General features: G+C 68.4%; 15 protein-coding genes. 7 read left to right on the top strand and 8 right to left on the bottom strand.

The window, feature by feature from the left end; translation table 11 throughout:
- The first annotated feature begins 29 nt into the window (after positions 1 to 29).
- The gene (locus C8D95_RS08735) at positions 30 to 1763 is read left to right on the top strand and encodes a glycosyltransferase (protein WP_241239861.1); all 1734 of its coding nucleotides are present in this window, start codon (positions 30 to 32) and stop codon (positions 1761 to 1763) included.
- 17 nt (positions 1764 to 1780) lie between these two features.
- Here C8D95_RS08735 and C8D95_RS08730 read toward each other — a convergent pair whose 3' ends face one another.
- Positions 1781 to 2452, bottom strand: coding sequence for a GntR family transcriptional regulator (locus C8D95_RS08730; RefSeq protein ID WP_109758788.1), 672 nt, complete (start codon positions 2450 to 2452; stop codon positions 1781 to 1783).
- Between the two features lie 121 nt (positions 2453 to 2573).
- On the opposite strand from C8D95_RS08730, the gene C8D95_RS08725 reads away from it, so the two are divergent.
- Both C8D95_RS08725 and C8D95_RS08720 read left to right on the top strand, forming a co-directional pair.
- Positions 2574 to 3218 carry a pyrimidine 5'-nucleotidase gene (locus tag C8D95_RS08725; RefSeq protein ID WP_109758787.1) on the top strand — a complete coding sequence of 215 codons (645 nt, stop codon included), beginning with the start codon at positions 2574 to 2576 and terminating at the stop codon, positions 3216 to 3218.
- Between the two features lie 49 nt (positions 3219 to 3267).
- Positions 3268 to 4467 (top strand): FAD-dependent monooxygenase, encoded by a 1200-nt coding sequence (locus C8D95_RS08720; RefSeq protein ID WP_109758786.1) that lies wholly within the window; start codon positions 3268 to 3270, stop codon positions 4465 to 4467.
- A gap of 55 nt (positions 4468 to 4522) precedes the next feature.
- On the opposite strand, the gene C8D95_RS08715 is transcribed toward C8D95_RS08720, so the two are convergent.
- A complete protein-coding gene (locus C8D95_RS08715) occupies positions 4523 to 5653 on the bottom strand; it encodes an aminotransferase class V-fold PLP-dependent enzyme (protein WP_109758785.1) in 1131 nt (376 codons plus the stop codon).
- Between the two features lie 159 nt (positions 5654 to 5812).
- Here C8D95_RS08715 and ilvC point away from each other — a divergent pair, with 159 nt between their 5' ends.
- Positions 5813 to 6835 (top strand): ketol-acid reductoisomerase, encoded by a 1023-nt coding sequence (ilvC, locus tag C8D95_RS08710; protein ID WP_109758784.1) that lies wholly within the window; start codon positions 5813 to 5815, stop codon positions 6833 to 6835.
- Between the two features lie 175 nt (positions 6836 to 7010).
- Here the strand turns inward: ilvC and C8D95_RS08705 are convergent, their stop codons facing one another.
- The 3 genes from C8D95_RS08705 to C8D95_RS08695 all read right to left on the bottom strand — a co-directional run bounded on the left by C8D95_RS08705 (position 7011) and on the right by C8D95_RS08695 (position 10018).
- Entirely contained in the window at positions 7011 to 8030 is a 1020-nt protein-coding gene (locus C8D95_RS08705; protein WP_211312625.1) for a sensor histidine kinase, read from the bottom strand.
- A 120-nt stretch (positions 8031 to 8150) separates the two neighbouring features.
- Entirely contained in the window at positions 8151 to 9083 is a 933-nt protein-coding gene (locus C8D95_RS08700) for a PAS domain-containing protein (protein ID WP_164721637.1), read from the bottom strand.
- 254 nt (positions 9084 to 9337) lie between these two features.
- Positions 9338 to 10018, bottom strand: a complete 681-nt coding sequence (locus C8D95_RS08695; RefSeq protein WP_109758781.1) for an ArsR/SmtB family transcription factor — start codon at positions 10016 to 10018, stop codon at positions 9338 to 9340.
- A gap of 70 nt (positions 10019 to 10088) precedes the next feature.
- Here C8D95_RS08695 and C8D95_RS08690 point away from each other — a divergent pair, with 70 nt between their 5' ends.
- Genes C8D95_RS08690 through C8D95_RS08680 form a run of 3 tightly spaced genes read left to right on the top strand, consistent with a single transcriptional unit; the run spans position 10089 to position 11667 of the window.
- The gene (locus C8D95_RS08690; RefSeq protein WP_109758780.1) at positions 10089 to 10412 is read left to right on the top strand and encodes an NIPSNAP family protein; all 324 of its coding nucleotides are present in this window, start codon (positions 10089 to 10091) and stop codon (positions 10410 to 10412) included.
- Positions 10409 to 10753: an antibiotic biosynthesis monooxygenase family protein gene (locus C8D95_RS08685; RefSeq protein ID WP_109758779.1), complete on the top strand. Its 345-nt coding sequence runs from the start codon at positions 10409 to 10411 to the stop codon at positions 10751 to 10753. Before C8D95_RS08690 ends, C8D95_RS08685 begins: the two co-directional genes overlap by 4 nt.
- Positions 10750 to 11667 carry a DMT family transporter gene (locus tag C8D95_RS08680; RefSeq protein WP_109758778.1) on the top strand — a complete coding sequence of 306 codons (918 nt, stop codon included), beginning with the start codon at positions 10750 to 10752 and terminating at the stop codon, positions 11665 to 11667. The genes C8D95_RS08685 and C8D95_RS08680 overlap by 4 nt, the downstream gene beginning before the upstream one ends.
- Positions 11668 to 11672: 5 nt before the next feature.
- On the opposite strand, the gene glmM is transcribed toward C8D95_RS08680, so the two are convergent.
- The 3 genes from glmM to C8D95_RS08665 all read right to left on the bottom strand — a co-directional run bounded on the left by glmM (position 11673) and on the right by C8D95_RS08665 (position 16535).
- Complete coding sequence (glmM, locus tag C8D95_RS08675; RefSeq protein ID WP_109758777.1) at positions 11673 to 13013, bottom strand: phosphoglucosamine mutase; 1341 nt, start codon at positions 13011 to 13013, stop codon at positions 11673 to 11675.
- A 116-nt stretch (positions 13014 to 13129) separates the two neighbouring features.
- Positions 13130 to 13810: a cell wall hydrolase gene (locus tag C8D95_RS08670; protein ID WP_109758776.1), complete on the bottom strand. Its 681-nt coding sequence runs from the start codon at positions 13808 to 13810 to the stop codon at positions 13130 to 13132.
- A 160-nt stretch (positions 13811 to 13970) separates the two neighbouring features.
- Entirely contained in the window at positions 13971 to 16535 is a 2565-nt protein-coding gene (locus tag C8D95_RS08665) for a putative PEP-binding protein (protein WP_109758775.1), read from the bottom strand.
- Positions 16536 to 16632 lie beyond the last annotated feature (97 nt).

The following is a 16632-nucleotide window of genomic DNA, read 5'->3' as shown; positions in this document are numbered from 1 at the left end:
CAGATCTCCGCCTTCGGTGCCGTGCCCCCTTGTCGTCCCTGCGCCCCAAGACCCCGCTTCGCCTGCCGCCCTCGTCGCGCGCTGACTTCGACCGCGCGCCAGGCCCGTCGTCCGCCGGTCGCGCCGACGCCCGCGCGCTCGACCGGATCGGGCTCGAGACCGCCCTGTCGCAGCGCGTTCTGCCGATGGAGCGCGCCGGCTGGGTCACGCCCGTCGCCTGCACCGACATCGACGTCTTCACGCGGCTCGAGCCGGGGCTGACCGCGCGCCTCGGCCCCGTCGTGTTCCGGCGGAAAGCCGAACGCGACATCCTGGCCGAGATCGAGCGGTTGCGCGCGCCCTACCTCGCCCGCCGCGCCGAGACGCGCACGCCCGCCCGGGAAAGCTGCCGCGGCTGGTCGGGCGCCCGCACCGGCGCCATCGCCGTTCTCGTCGCGTCCCTCGGCCTTGCCGTGACCCTCGCCTGGCCGCGCGCCGCCGTCCTGGCGCTGGCGGCCTGGACGGCGCTGACCCTCGTCTCGGTCACGCTTCTCCGCAGCCTTGGCGCACTTGTCGAGTTCCGGCACGCACGCCGCATGGCGCGGACCTGGACCAGCCGGCGCCCTGATCCCCCGCTTGGCCCGCTGCCGCGCATCTCGCTTCTCGTGCCGCTCTACCGCGAGACCGAGATCGCTTCGCGCCTCGTCGAACGTCTCGGGCGGCTCGCCTATCCCCGCCACCGGATGGAGGTTTGCCTGATCCTCGAGGCGTCCGATACCGCGACCGCAGACGCTCTCGACGCAGCGAGCCTGCCGCCCTTCATGCGGGTCGTCCGCGTCCCTGACGGCGCCTGCCGCACCAAGCCCCGCGCGATGAACTATGCCTTCGACTTCACTCAAGGCGACATCGTGGGCATCTACGACGCCGAGGATCGGCCTGCCCGCGACCAGCTTCTGAAGATCGCCCAGGCCTTTTCGCGCGCCGGACCCGAGGTGGCCTGTCTCCAGGGCGTGCTCGACTTCTACAACCCCAGACAAAGCTGGCTGACGCGCTGCTTCACCATCGACTATGCCGCCTGGTTCCGCCTCGTGCTGCCCGGCCTCGTCCGCCTAGGGTTCGTCATTCCCCTGGGCGGCACGACCGTCTTCTTCCGCCGCGCGGCGCTCGAGTCCTTGGGCAGGTGGGACGCGCAGAACGTGACCGAAGATGCCGACCTGGGCCTCCGCCTCGCCCGCCACGGCTTCCGCTGCGCCTTCGTGCCCACGGTGACCGAGGAGGAGGCGACCGCCTCGGTCCCGGCCTGGATCAGGCAGAGGTCGCGGTGGATCAAGGGCTATTGGGTCACCTGGGCCGTCCACATGCGCGACCCCCTGCGGCTTCTCGGCGATCTCGGACCGCTCCGTTTCATCGGCGTGCAGATCCTGTTTCTCGGCACGCTCAGCCAATTCGTGCTGGCGCCCGTGCTGTGGTCGTTCTGGCTGATCGTCTTCGGGCTGCCGCACCCGCTGACGCACGTCGCACCGCCGGGCGTCGTGCCCGCCCTCGCCGCGCTGTTCTTCTTCTGCGAGGTCGCGACCATGGCGATCCTCGCAGCCTCTGTGGCGACACCGCGCGGGTCATGGCTGATAAAGTGGGTGCCGCTCATGCACCTCTATTTCCCGCTGGCCGCGCTGGCCTCGTGGAAGGGCATGGCCGAGCTGGTCACGCGGCCGTTCTACTGGGACAAGACGCAGCACGGGCTGACCGTTAACCGCAGCCGGCCTGCGTCTCAGGCTCACCTGTAGCGAAGGCCAGCCACACCCTACTCATGCATCGGGTCGTCCCGCTTCGCCGCCTCGTCGGCGTCCTGCCGCAGCCGCGCCTCGAAGGCCCGGCTGATGTGGCCCTTCAACACCTCGTAGGCCGCGTCGCCGTCACCCCGCGCGATGGCGTCGACGATGGCCGCGTGTTCGTCCATCGCGACCTGGCTGCGCCCCTTCGCCGAAAGCGACGTCGTCGCCATCAGCGCCATCGACCGATAGACGAGGTCGAGCTGCTGGACGAGATAACGGTTGTGGCTGGCCAGATGCACCTGCCGGTGAAAGCGCCGGTTGGTTCGCGCCAACGCCGCCGGATCGCTGACCCTCTCGCGGTCCTCGGCCACCATCTCGCGCAGAAGGTTCACCTCCTCGGCCGTCGCGTGCCGCGCCGCCAGTCGCGCCGACAGCGCCTCGAGCTCGGAGCGCACGACATAGAGTTCGGCCATCTGGTTGTGGTCGAGCGAGGCCACCACCAGCGACCGCCCGTCCCGTGCCAAAAGCGATTGCGTCTCGAGCCGCTGCAACGCCTCGCGAATGGGCGTCCGCGACACGCCGAAGCGGTCCGCGAGTTCGCTTTCCACCAGACGGTCGCCGGGACGATAGGTGCCCCCGTCGATCGCGTTCAGGATCATCTGGTAGGCGTCAGTCTGGCCCGCGCGGGTATCTGATGTCATGCCGTCTCCTCCGACGGGCGGACGTTACGGGACAGGCGCGGCCCGTGGCAACCTCGGGGCGGCCTGCGCGCGACGAAAACCGCAGGTTCCCTCGCCCACGCGCCCGCGCTACACCCGGCCCATGTCCCGCGACGCCTTTTCCCATGTCGAGACCTGGGTCTTCGACCTCGACAACACCCTCTACCCGCCCGAGGCGCGGCTCTTCGACCAGATCGAGGTCCGCATGACCGCCTGGGTCGCGCGCGTCCTGGGCGTCGACGAGGCGGAGGCCAACCGCGTGCGCACCGACTACTGGGCGCGCTACGGCACGACGCTGGCCGGCCTGATGCGCGAACACGGCGTCGATCCAGCGCCCTACCTCGAGGATGTCCACGACATCACGCTCGACCACCTCGTGTCGGACGCAGCCCTCGTCGAGGCCATCTCGCGGCTGCCGGGGCGCAAGATCGTCTACACGAACGGCTCCGAACCCTATGCCCGCCGCGTCCTCGCTGCCCGAGGCCTCGCGCCTCTCTTCGACGCCGTCTACGGGGTCGAGCACGCGGGCTTCCTTCCGAAGCCCGAACGCGCGGCCTTCGACGCCATCATCGCGCTCGACGGTTTCGTGCCGTCCCGCGCGGCGATGTTCGAGGACGATCCGCGCAACCTGGCCGAGCCGCACGGGCTCGGCATGATGACCGTCCACGTCGCCCCCCTGCCCGCGCCCGCCTCGCATATCCACCACCACACCGCCGATCTGGCGGCTTTCCTCGCGGCCCTCGCATGAGACACCGCGCCGCCTTTCCGGGCCTTCCACGCGCGCTAACCTCCACGCCATGACCGCGGCACAGCAGACGGACATCTTCATCTCCGGCGCGGGCCTTGCCGGCCTAGCCGCTGCCCTGGGCTTCGCGTACGCCGGGTTTTCGGTCGTGCTCGCCGATCCCACGCCCCCGCCGTCCGGCACCGCCGATCCGACGGCTGACCTTCGCTCGACCGCATTCCTCGCCCCGGCCCGCGCCCTTCTCGACGAGATCGGAGCCTGGGGACCGCTCGACGCCGACGCGATACCACTCGCGACGCTGCGCGTCGCGGACTGCGCGGGCGACCCGCCTGCCATCCGCACCGAGCGCGCCTTCACCTCGGCCGACCTGGGCCAGCCCGCCTTCGGGTGGAACCTGCCCAACTGGCTCACGCGCCGCGTCCTGACCGAGCGTGCGGCGTGCCACCCCGCCATCGACCTCCGTCTCGGCGCCGGCTTCGCCTCCATCCTCACCCGCGACCGCGAGGCGCTCGTCACGTTGAGTGACGGCGCGCGCCTCAAGGCCCGCCTCGCCATCGCCGCGGACGGACGCGCCTCACCGTTGCGCGAGGCGGCGGGCATCGGTGTCGAGACGACGCGCTACGGCCAGAAGGCGCTCGCCTTCGCCGTCACGCACGAAAAGCCGCATGAAAACGTCTCGACCGAACTCTACCTGTCGGGCGGCGCCTTCGTTCTCGTGCCGCTGCCGGACCATGAGGGAAGGCCCGCCTCGGCCGTGGTCTGGATGAACGACGGCGCCGAGGCGCTGCGGCTGCATGCGCTGGACGACGACGCCTTCGGGGCGGCCGCCACCGTGCGCTCCTGCGGCGTCCTCGGCCCGCTCACGCCCGTCACCGCCCGCGCCCTCTGGCCCGTGGTCACGCAACGCGCCACCGCGCTCACCGCCCGCCGCGTCGCCGTCATCGCCGAGGCCGCGCACGTCCTGCCGCCCATAGGCGCGCAGGGCCTCAACACCTCGCTCCAGGACGTGCGCACGCTCCTCGACCTGACCCGCGCGGACCCCTCCGACCTCGGTTCCGACGCGATGCTCGACGCCTACGCCCGGACACGCGCCCGCGACATCGCGGCCCGCGCCCGCATCATCGACCTCTACAACCGCCTTTGCCGCTCCGACGCCCCGCCGCTTCAGACGCTGCGGTCCCTGGGCCTCGCCCTCATCCACGACGCCGCTCCCCTCCGCCACGCCGTGATGCGGGCGGGCATGGGTGGCTGACGTCCTTCATCTTGCCTCAAATACGCAAATGACCCGGCCCACGCCGGGTCGGCGTTCACCCTAGGGCGCGGTCCAGGACACCTTCCAGCCGCGCAACGCTTGCGTCCACGTCCAGAAGCTTGTCGAGCCCGAAGAGCCCGATGCGGAAACTGCGGTAGTCCTCGCCCTCGCCCACCATCAGCGGCACGCCGGCCGCGATCTGAGCGCCCTCGGCGGCGAAGACCTTCCCGGTCTGGATCGCCGGATCGTCGGTATAGGACACCACGACGCCCGGCGCCTGGAAGCCCTCGGCCGCCACCGACTGGAAGCCCCGCGCCTCGAGCATCGCGCGCACCTTGCGGCCCTGCTCCCACTGCGCTTGGGCGAGCTTTTCGAACCCGATCGCCTTCGTCTCGACCATCGTGTCGCGGAAGCCCTTGAGCGCGTCCGTGGGCATCGTCGCGTGATAGGCGTGGCCGCCCGCCTCGTAGGCCTCCATGATCGACAACCACTTCTTGAGGTCGATGGCGAAGGACGACGAGGTCCGCTCCTTGACCCGCGCGACCGCCGCCTCGGACAGCATGACCAGACCTGCGGACGGCGAGGCCGACCAGCCCTTCTGGGGCGCCGAGATCAGCACGTCGACGCCGCAGGCCTTCATGTCGACCCAGACCGTGCCGCTGGCGATGCAGTCGAGGACGAAGAGCCCGCCCTCGGCATGGACCGCGTCCGACACCTTGCGGATATAGTCGTCGGGCAGGATCATCCCCGCAGCCGTCTCGACATGGGGCGCGAAGACCACCGCCGGCTTCTCGGCCGCGATCCGCGCCACGACCTCGTCCACGGGCGCGGGCGCAAAGGCCGAGCGCGGATCGTTGCCCGTGCGCCGCGCCATCATCACGGTTTCGTCCGACGGCAGGCCGCCCGCCTCGAAGATCTGCGTCCAGCGGTACGAGAACCAGCCGTTCCGGATCACCATGACCCGCTCGCCGCCGGCCAACTGCCGCGCGACCGCCTCCATCGCGTAGGTGCCGCCGCCGGGGACCAGCGCCACCGCGTCGGCGTTGTAGACCTCGCGCAGCATCGACGAGATGTCGCGCATCACGCCCTGGAAGGCCGCGCTCATGTGGTTGAGCGAGCGGTCGGTGAAGACGACCGAATATTCCAGAAGCCCGTCCGGGTCGATGTCCTGTCTCAGCGCTGTCATGGTGTCCTCCATTGACCTTGTGCCGGACCTAGCGCCGGGCCGGGACGGATGCAACGGCGCGGGCAGACAAGACCGCCCATTCCCGCATTGCATCCGCGCGTCATTTCGCTAGAAGCGCGCGTGAACCAGGGACCAGACCGACCGGAGGGGACAGAACCCATGCGCGTTTACTATGACCGCGATTGCGACATCAACCTGATCAAGGACAAGAAGGTGGCCATCCTCGGCTACGGCAGCCAGGGCCACGCGCATGCGCTGAACCTCCGCGACTCCGGCGCGAAGAACCTCGCCGTGGCGCTTCGTCCCGGCTCGCCCTCGGCGAAGAAGGCCGAGGCCGAAGGGCTGAAAGTCATGGGCATTGAGGAAGCCGCCGCCTGGTGCGACCTGATGATGTTCACCATGCCGGACGAGCTTCAGGCCAAGACCTATCGCGACCACGTCCACGACAATCTCAAGGACGGCGCCGCCATCGCCTTCGCGCACGGTCTCAACGTCCACTTCGGCCTGATCGAGCCCAAGCCCGGCGTCGACGTCATCATGATGGCGCCCAAGGGCCCCGGTCACACGGTGCGCGGCGAATACGTCAAGGGCGGCGGCGTGCCCTGCCTCGTCGCTGTCGACAACGACGCCTCCGGCAAGGCGCTGGAAATCGGCCTCTCCTATTGCTCCGCCATCGGCGGCGGCCGCTCGGGCATCATCGAGACCAACTTCAAGGAAGAGTGCGAGACCGATCTCTTCGGCGAGCAGGCCGTTCTCTGCGGCGGTCTCGTCGAGCTGATCCGCATGGGTTTCGAGACGCTGGTCGAGGCGGGCTACGCCCCCGAGATGGCCTATTTCGAATGCCTCCACGAGGTAAAGCTGATCGTCGACCTGATCTACGAGGGCGGCATCGCGAACATGAACTACTCGATCTCGAACACCGCCGAATACGGCGAATACGTCTCGGGTCCGCGCGTCCTTCCCTATGACGAGACGAAGAAGCGGATGAAGGAGATCCTGACGGACATTCAGACCGGCAAATTCGTCCGCGACTTCATGACAGAGAACGCCGTCGGCCAGCCGATGTTCAAGTCGACGCGCCGCATCAACGACGCCCACCAGATCGAGGAAGTCGGCGAGAAGCTGCGCGGCATGATGCCCTGGATCTCGAAGGGCAAGATGGTCGACCGCGCGCGGAACTGATCGGGTTTCATGGATTTTGAAAGGCCGGGCCAAGCGCCCGGCCTTTTGCGTTTGCTGTGATGGTTCGCGCCAGGGACCGCCCGACAGCGCCCTGCTTCCCTTACGCGAGCACCGTCGACGACCACGGAAAGGCGACCCTTGCTCGTACCAGCGTCGACGCCGAGCCCCGTGCCGATCAGCCGACAACACCCTTCGCGTCCCGGCAGGAAAGACGCCAGGCAAGCCCGGCAGGCGCAAAATCGACGGACACCTTCCCCCCTGTGGTTCTCTCAACCATGCCGGTTGTCACCGTGGAACCGAAACCGGACCGTCCCGGCTTTGCGACGGGCGGCCCGCCGCTCTCCAGCCAGGACAGCGTGAACTTGCGGCCGGTCGATGAATCCCCCTCCAACGTCCAGCGGATCGAGATGCGCCCGGTCTCGTTCGAGAGCGCCCCGTACTTCGCTGCGTTGGTGGCGAGTTCGTGGAGCGCCATTCCCAGCGCCTGGGTGGCATCGGGCGTGAGCGCGAGGGGCGGCCCGTCGACCTCGATACGCTCGCCGATCAGATCGCCGAGATGCGCAAGCTGGGACCGGGCGAGATCGGCGAGCTGCACCGTCTTCCGCGAGTTCCGGAACAGCAGGTCCTGCGCGGCCGCCAGCGCCTGCACGCGTGTTCTGAACCGCTCCATGAAATCGTCCGCGCCAGACGAGGCCGTGTGCCGTGCCATTGCCAGGACGAGGCTCAGCATGTTCTTGGAGCGGTGATCGACCTCGCGCATCAACAGTTGGTTCAGTTCTTCCTGATCCTTGCGGTCGGAAATGTCGTTGAACAGCACGGCGACGCGATGGTCCTCCGGCGAGTCGATCCGAAAGGCGTAGACGTTGAACCACCGCCCCAGCATCTGCGAGCGTTGCTCGAAGCGCACCGGCTCGCCCGTCCTCGCAACGCGCCCGTAGGTTTCATACCAATGGTCCTCAAGGTCCGGCGCCGCCTCGCGCAGCCACTGGCCGAGAATGGCCTCGGGGAACCCGGTCCGGTCGTAGAAGGCGGGGTTCGCCTCCACGACCCGGTAATCGATGCGTCCGTCCGGCGCGTCGAGGCGAAGCTCGAGAACGCAGAAGCCCTGGTCGATGGCGTCGAACAGGGTGCGATAGCGCGCTTCGCTCGCGCGGCGTTTCTCCTCCGCCTCCTTGCGCTGCGTCGTCTCCTGCACGACAGCCGCTACGCCAACATTCCGGCCGTCGACGCGCACCGGGAAGAAGTGCTCTTCCCAATGGCGCAGGCGTCCCGGTTCCGCTGGCGTCTCTCCGCTGATCTCGACCCCGTGCCAAGGCTATCCTGTCTCGAGGATTTCGCCCCATCGGCGGTAGAGCCTCTCGAAATCCACGAGATCCGGCAGGAGCTCGTCCGGCCGACGCCCGATGTGAACGTCGGAAGGCAGGCCGTTGATGCTTGCGAGCATGGGATTCACGTACTGGAACCTGAACTCGCTGTCCCAGACCCCGAGGCCGACGGGTGCGCCGCCGAACAGCGCCGCCAGGACGGCGTCGGCGTCGGTCGGCTCCTGTCCCGGGTGCTCTTGCTCGGGAATGGCGTGGGCAAAGCCGATCATGCGAATGGGCGTACGATCGGTATCGAATTCGACACGCCCGTTCTCGACGAACCAGCACTCTGCTCCTTTGGGACCGGCGTAGCGATGTCTCGACCAGTATTTGCCGTCGGGGGACGTCAGCGCGGCCGTGACGGCGGCCCGAAATGCCTCGCGGTCGGCGGGATGAACGGCCTTGGCCACATGTTCGAACGTCTCGGGCGCTCCTTCGGTTTTCGGCATCCCCGGATAATCGCTCGCGATGCGCTGGACCTTGTCCGCGCGGATGTCCCATTCGAAGACGCCCGTCGGCACGGCGTGAGGCGCGAGGTGGGCCTGCTCCGGCTGCCCGCCAACGCCTGCCGCAGCGCCGTGCTGCATCGAAAAGCCGGCGCGGGCTTGATCGGTGACGTCGATGTTGAGTCCGCGAATGACCCGGACGTTCCCGGCAGCGTCCCTGTCGATGACGCCTCGATCCAGCATGACGCGTACGGCGCCGTCTGGCCTCACGATCCGGAAACTATGGCTGTACGTCGTGAGGTCTGATCCGAGGTAGGTGGAGGTTTCCCCCTCGACCCGGACCCGGTCCTCTGGATGAACGAGCGCCGAGAACCCATCCTCCGCTGTGGGGGCCTGCTTCAGGCCGTAGAGGCGGATCAACTCGGGCGACCAGCTCAAGCGGTCGGCAGATGGCCACCATTCGTACGTTCCAGCCTGCCACGCGGATGCAAGCTCGTGACATGACTCCGCGACTGTCTTGTCCGCCGACATGTGAGCCCCCTCGCAAGATTGTTCGGGTTGAGCGAAATTGTCTCGCCAAGTGATCATATTGGGCGAGTTGCGGTTTCAAGTCCATAGAACGCTCTTGAATCGGGGATTCGGTCGTGAATCCGCGGCTGCAGGTCTGGGCCTCAGCCCCTTGTTCTACGTCGTCACACCGGAAACGCCGCCTCGAACTCCCCGAGGCCCGACCGCGAAAACACCACCGCCCGGCTCTCCCCGTCGCGCCTGATCCACCCGCCCCGCTCCATCCGGGCGAAGATCGCCCGCCCGAGCGACCCTGCGAGGTGGCTGCGTCTCTCGGACCAGTCGAGGCACTCGCGGCAGACCGGCGTCCGCGCCGTCTCGAGCGCCCCTACATCGACCCCGAGACCGCCGGCGAAAACCCGTCCCGCCTGCGACAGGACCAGCCCCTCCGCACCGACCTCGAGCAACCCGCGCGCGGCGAGGCTGTCGTACATCTGCACCCCTCTCCGCCCGGCGAGATGGTTGTAGCAGACCCGCGCCTCGCGCATCCCCTCGTCGCGGGGGCCCGGCCGTGTCCGCGTCAGCCCGTGGCTGTCGGCGAGGCCCATCAGCCCCTCGACCACCGCTGCGACCTCGGCCGAGGCGAGCGCGAAATACTTGTGCCGTCCCTGCTTGCGGACCGTCAGCAGTCCTGCATCGGACAGGCGCGCCAGATGCCCGCTGGCCGTTGGCGCCGTCACCCCCGCCTCGGCGGCAAGCTCGGCCGCCGTCAGCGCCTGGCCGCCCATGAGTGCGACCAGCATCGCCGCGCGACCCGGATCGCCGATGAGTGCGGCGAGGCGCGATATGTCGGGGCCTTCTCTCATGCTTCGGTCCTAGCCAAAGCATCCGCGCCGCACAACGGGATAGGCAGGGCGAACAATGGAAGGACACCCCATGCTCACCTGCGTCATCCGCTATCACATCGACCCGAACCGCCGCGAGGCCTTCGCGCAGTACGCCCGGACGTGGGGCCAGTGCATCCCGCGCTGCGGCGCCGACCTCGTCGGCTACTACGCCCCGCACGAAGGCTCTGCCACGCTCGCCTACGGCATCTACAACGTCGACTCTCTCGCCGCCTACGAGGCCTACCGCAAGAGGCTTGCGGAGGACCCGCTCGGGCGGCAGAACTACGACTTCGCCCGGTCCGAACGCTTCATCCTGCGCGAGGACCGCACCTTCCTGACGCTCGCGTCCGCCCCGCACGGAGACCCCGCATGATCGCCGTCATCTTCGAAGTCTGGCCGAAGGACGGCCACGTCGACACCTATCTCGACATCGCTGCCAGCCTTCGCGAGGAGCTGACGGGCCATCCGGGGTTTATCTCGGTCGAACGCTTCCGCAGCATCACCGATCCTGAGAAACTGCTGTCGCTGTCGTTCTTCGAGGACGAGGCCGCGCTGGACGCCTGGCGGCAGAGGCCGCGCCACCGGGCGGCGCAAAGCGCCGGACGCCACGAACATTTCGCCGACTATCGGCTGCGCATCGCCGGCGTGATCCGCGACTACGGCATGACCGAGCGCGACGAGGCGCCCCAGGACAGCCGCGCGCTGAACGGATGACCGACACACCCACGATCACAAGATCGAGCTGGATCTCGGTCCTCGCACTTGGCCTCGTCTGGGGCGCGTCGTTCCTGTTCATCGAGCTGGCGCTGGCGGGCATCGGCCCGTTCTGGCTCGCCTCCTCGCGCATCCTTCTCGCCGGTGCCGTCACCACGGCGGTCTGGCGCGCGCGGGGAGGCACATTCTACACCTCGCCCGCCCGCGCGCCGCTGCCCCTTCTCCTCGCGGTCGGCGCGATGAGCTCGGCCCTCCCCTTCATGGCGATAAGCTGGGGCCAGCAGGTGGTGACGTCGGGCTTCGCGGGCGTCTCGATGGCCGCCGTCGCGCTCATGGTTCTGCCTCTCGCCCACGTCTTCGTGCCGGGCGAACGCATGACGCTGCGACGCACGACAGGCTTCCTCGTCGGCTTCGCTGGCGTCGTCGTGCTGATCGGACCCGAAGCCATGGCCTCGACCGGTCGCCAGGGTGAAATCTGGGGCCAGCTTGCCTGCCTCGGGGCTGCCGCCTGCTATGCCGTCTCGTCGGTCCTGATGCGCCGCATCCCGCCCGTCGACCCGGTCGGCCTATCCGCCGTCACGCTCTGGATCGGCGGCGCTCTCGTCACGATCGCCGCGCTCTGGATTGAGGGCCTGCCCGGTGTCCCCGGCGGCAAGGTCATCGCGGTGCTTGTGACCCTCGGCCTCGTCCAGACGGCAGCGGCGAACCTGCTCAGGATCGTGGTGATCCGCTCGGCCGGGCCGACGTTCATGTCGCTGACCAACTACATGGTGCCTCTCTGGTCGGTCATCCTGGGCGTCCTGATCCTGAACGAAGAGGCGGAGCCGACGCTGTTTCGCGCCATGGCGCTGATCCTCGCCGGGGTCCTGCTGTCGCAGTGGGGCGCGCTCAAGCGGATGTTCGGCCGGGGCTGAGCCGGTCAGGCCGCCTCGACTGCGCGCACGACGTCGTCGATCACCTGCGTCAGGAGGCCATCGTCCTCGCACTCGGCCATGACGCGGATCAGGGGCTCGGTGCCCGACTTCCGGATCAGAAGCCGCCCGTGACCTTCCAGACGCGCCTCCGCCTCGGCGATTGCCGTCTTGACCGACACCGTGTCCAGCGGCGCGGCCCCCTCGGCGTAACGCACGTTCTTCAGCCTCTGCGGCACCGGCTCGAAGACCTGGCGCAGCGCGCTCGCGGGCTGGCCCGTGCGCTGCATCTCGGCCAGGAACTGAAGCCCGGCGAGAAGCCCGTCGCCCGTCGTCGCGTAATCGGTCATCACGATATGGCCCGACTGCTCGCCGCCCAGGTTGAAGCCGCCCGACCGCATCGCCTCGACGACATAGCGGTCGCCCACGGCAGTCCGGCGCAACTCGAGCCCCTTGCCCTGCAGATAGCGTTCGAGCCCCAGGTTCGACATGACCGTCGCCACCAAGGCGCCGCCCTTCAGACGCTGCTCGCTGGCCCATCTGGCCGCGAAAAGGCCCATGACCTGGTCGCCATCGGCCACGCGGCCGTTCTCGTCGAGGATCATGATGCGGTCCGCATCGCCGTCGAGACAGAGCCCCACGTCCGCGCCGTGCGTCACGACCGTCTCGGCGGCCAGGCGCGTGTCGGTCGAGCCGCAGCCCGCGTTGATGTTGGTGCCATCCGGCGTGACGCCGACAGGAATGACCTCGGCGCCCAGTTCCCACAGCACCTGTGGCGCCGCGCGATAGGCCGCGCCGTTCGCGCAATCGACCACCACCTTCAGCCCGTCCAGCGTCAGATCCTGCGGAAAGGTCGACTTCACCCGCTCGACATAGCGGTGCAGACCGTCGTCGATCCGCTTGGCCCGGCCGATGTTGCCGGCATCGGCAGGTTGGATCTCGCCCGCCATGATCGCCTCGATCTCGGACTCCGCCTCGTCGGACAGCTTGAAGCCGTCCGGCCCGAAGAACTTGATGCCGTTGTCCTCGTGCGGGTTGTGGCTGGCCGAGATCATCACGCCCACATCGGCGCGCATCGACCGCGTCAGAAGCCCAACGGCGGGCGTCGGCACGGGGCCGAGCAGAAGCACGTTCATGCCCGTCGAGGTGAACCCCGCGGTAATCGCGTTCTCGAACATGTAGCCCGACAGACGGGTGTCCTTGCCGATGACAACCCGGTGCGCGGCCGAGCCGTCGCGCCGGAAATAGCGTCCAGCCGCCGCGCCGAGGCGCAGCGCCGTGTCGGCGGTCATCGGGAAGGAATTGGCGCGCCCGCGCACGCCGTCGGTTCCGAAAAGCTTGCGTACCATTGTCTCACACACCCCAGCGACCTGATCCTGAGGCGTGTCTAGCATGGCTCCCGCAGTCAGGCGAGCGTCCAGCGAAAACGGCGTGAAACCGCGTGACCGACCGAGGCTTCCGCGCGTCAGCGCGAGGCGAAGGCGTCGGACTGGCGATAGAACTTGTGAAAGCCGATGGCGGCCGTCATCGGGAAGGCGCGGGCCCACTTCGGACGAACGGACTTCGTGTGGTAATGCGTGGCGCCGTCGGTCAGGGGACGCTCGGACTCGCCCAGCATGATCTTGGCCACCTTGCCCACCAGCGCGAAGGCCTTCTTCTCGCGGATGACCTCGGGACGCCCGTCGCAGGTATAGGTGAACTGGCAGCGGAATTTCTCGCCGGTCCCCTGGTTCACGACACCGCAGACGCTGTTGGGATAGCGCGGATCGTCGACCCGGTTCAGGATGACCTCGGCCACGCCGAAGATGCCGCGAACGGTTTCGCCCCGTGCCTCGAAGTAGAGAGCCTCGGACAGGCACCGCCATTCCGGTCCGCCCGAAACGGCCGGCATCGCATCGAGCCGGGCACGAGAATAATATCCCGTGTCGCCTGGCGTCGCCGCGGGCGACTGGATCAGACGGCCGAGCCCGCGGCGTTGCACATCGCTGACGGTCCGGTTCTCGGCGTCGAGAAGCGAAGACAGGCGGTCGTCAATCCCGGCCTGCGAATTGTTCGAAGATCCCAGCGTCACATCGGCCAAAGCCGCCCCGCAACACAGGACCAGAGACGCCGATACGATCAGCGCCCGAACGGCGTTTCCATACATGGTTGCCCCCTTTTCGCAGCAACACATCACCTTGAGGGCAGCACACGCCCTCGTACCTCAAGGCGGGCCTAGCCAATGGCCGGGGGAACGTCCACCCCGGGATCGGAAAAACGGACCGTGGAACGGGGACAGATTCGGCAAGAATCCGCTTAAAATTCCATTAATCGATCAATGGTCGGGAAAATATCTCTTTGTCGCGGAGCGCAAGCTGCGCGGCGGCCAGTCGAGCGCCGGGGACGCGGAAGGGCGAGCAACTGACGTAGTCGAAGCCCGCGGCACGGCAGAAGGCGATGGATTCGGGGTCGCCGCCGTGTTCGCCGCAGATCGACAGCTTCATGTCGGGCCGGACCGCACGTCCCCGCGAGGCGCCCAGTTGCAGAAGCTCTCCCACGCCCTCGACGTCGAGGCGGTGGAACGGATCTTCCGTGAAGATGCCCTGCTGGACATAGACCGACATGAACCGCCCCGCGTCGTCGCGCGACAATCCATAGGTCATCTGGGTCAGGTCGTTCGTGCCGAAGGACAGGAACGAGACATGGGGCGCGATCTCGCCCGCGCGAAGCGCCGCGCGGGGCGTCTCGACCATGACGCCCAGACGATAGTCGAACGAGGCCCCCGTTTCGGAGCGCACGGCGGCCGCGATGCCCTCGATCCGGCCCCGGACAAGCTCGACCTCGCGCTTGGCCGAAACGAGCGGGATCATGATCTCGGGCACGACGGGCATCTCGGGCGTCGAACTTTCGATCGTCGCGGTGAAGATCGCGCGCGCCTGCGCCTCATAGATCTCGGGCATCGTGATGCCCAGGCGGACCCCGCGCAGGCCCAGCATGGGGTTGAACTCGGACAGGGCCTCGACCCGCCGCGTCACGCGCGACAGGGGCAGGCCCATGGCGTCGGCCAGATCCCGCAGCCCGTCGCGCGACTGCGGCAGGAACTCGTGCAGCGGAGGATCGAACAGCCGGATGCAGACCGGGCGCCCCGCCATCACCTCGAAGAGCTTGCAGAAGTCCGCCACCTGCATGGGCACAAGGCGCTCCAGCGAAGCCGCGCGGCCTTCGGCCGTCTCGGCGAAGATCATCTCGCGCATCAGCGTCAAACGGTCTTCCTCGAAGAACATGTGTTCCGTCCGGCAGAGCCCGATGCCCTCGGCCTCGAAGGTCAGCGCCATCTTCGCCTCGGCATAGGTGTCGGCGTTGGCGCGCACGCCGATGTCGCGCACCTCGTCGGCCCAATGGAGGAGCGTGCGGAAGCTGTCGTCGAGGTTCGGCTCCAGGAGCGGCACCGCGCCGGCAAGGACCGTTCCCGTCGTGCCATCGACCGTGACGAGGTCGCCCTCGTTCAGGACCCGGCCATCCGGCGTGGTGAGCGTCCGCGCGCGCCGGTTCAGGGCGATCCCGTGCGCGCCGACGACACCCGGCAGGCCCAGACCGCGCGCCACCATCGCGGCGTGGCTGGTCATGCCGCCGCGTTCGGTCAGGACCGCGTGGGCCGCGTGCATCCCCCGGATGTCCTCGGGCGAGGTTTCGCGGCGGACGAGGATCGTGGCTTCGCCGCGCGCGGCGGCGGCCTGTGCCGCGGCCGAGGTGAAGACGATGCGCCCGGTGGCGGCGCCGGGGCTGGCGGCGACGCCTGTCGCGATCACGTCGCGCGCCGCTTTCTGGTCGACCTGACGGTGCATGAGGTGTGCGAGGAACCCGGGCTCGATCCGCAGGACTGCCTCCTCGCGCTCTATGGCCCCATCCTCGGCCATCGCCACGGCGATCCGCACAGCGGCCCGCGCGGTGCGCTGCACGCGCACGGCGTCAAGGACCGACAGCCGCCCGGCATCCAGGGCGAATTCGATCTGCATCTCTTCCTTCAGGCGCTGACGGCAGGTCGCGCCGTACTGCATCAGGCGGTCGAAGCCCTCGGGGTACATTTCTTCCAGAGACGGGCCGCGCGGGTCGCGGGTCAGGTACACGGCGCTTTCGTCGAACAGCGCGTCGCGCCCCTGGCTCTGGCCGAGGTAGCGCCCCGTGATCTGCGGCAGGCCCGTGTCGGACGAGACGAACTGGATCACGCCCGAGCCGCTTTCGGGCGGGCCCATGCCGGGCGCCATGCGCTGCACGACGAGGCCGAGACCAGCCTCCGCCGGCGCGCCGCGCGCCTGCCTCAGAAGCCGGGCCGAGGTGCCTTCCCACGCGCGCGCCATCGACTTCAGCACATCCGAAAGCTGTCGCGCCGGGTCCTGCGGGAAAGGTTCGTCCATCTCGGCCTCGTAGGCGTCGAGCATGGCGGTCAGGGTCGACCCGTCGGGATCGTCCGGCGCCTCGAAGCTGTCGGGGTCAAGACGCGCGACCTGCACCGAATAGGTCTGCACGAAACGGACATAGAGCCTATCGGCGGCGGCGTGGCCCAGGAGGTTCGCCAGTTCCGCGTGCCGGGCATCGTTCATGCCGATGTTCAGGATCGCCCCCGGCCCGCCCCAGTCGGGATCCTCGGACGACGGCCTGACCGAAACCAGGGGCGCGGCCCCGAAGTTCCGCAGGATGGCGGCGGTGTCGACCTGCCCTCCGCTCGCGAGCCGTCGCACCGTCGCGAAGGACAGCGCCACGGTCAGCGGAACGGGAAGGTCGAGCCGGATCAGCCGCTGCAGGCACTTCGCGCGTCCGCCGTGCGTATCGTTCGCGACGGGCGCCGTTTCGTCGATGACGACGAAGTCTTCGATCTCGAATGGTTTCTGCACTGCGGCGATTCCTTCGCTGCGCAGGATAGAAGCTAATCGTCCGCGATCAAGGAAGCCGTGCGTCTAAATCGTTATCGGCGCCCGTCCGTTGCCGGAA

Source organism: Silicimonas algicola, assembly GCF_003148765.1.
GTDB classification, from domain to species: Bacteria; Pseudomonadota; Alphaproteobacteria; order Rhodobacterales; family Rhodobacteraceae; genus Silicimonas; species Silicimonas algicola.
This window is presented reverse-complemented; position numbering and strand designations above follow the sequence as displayed.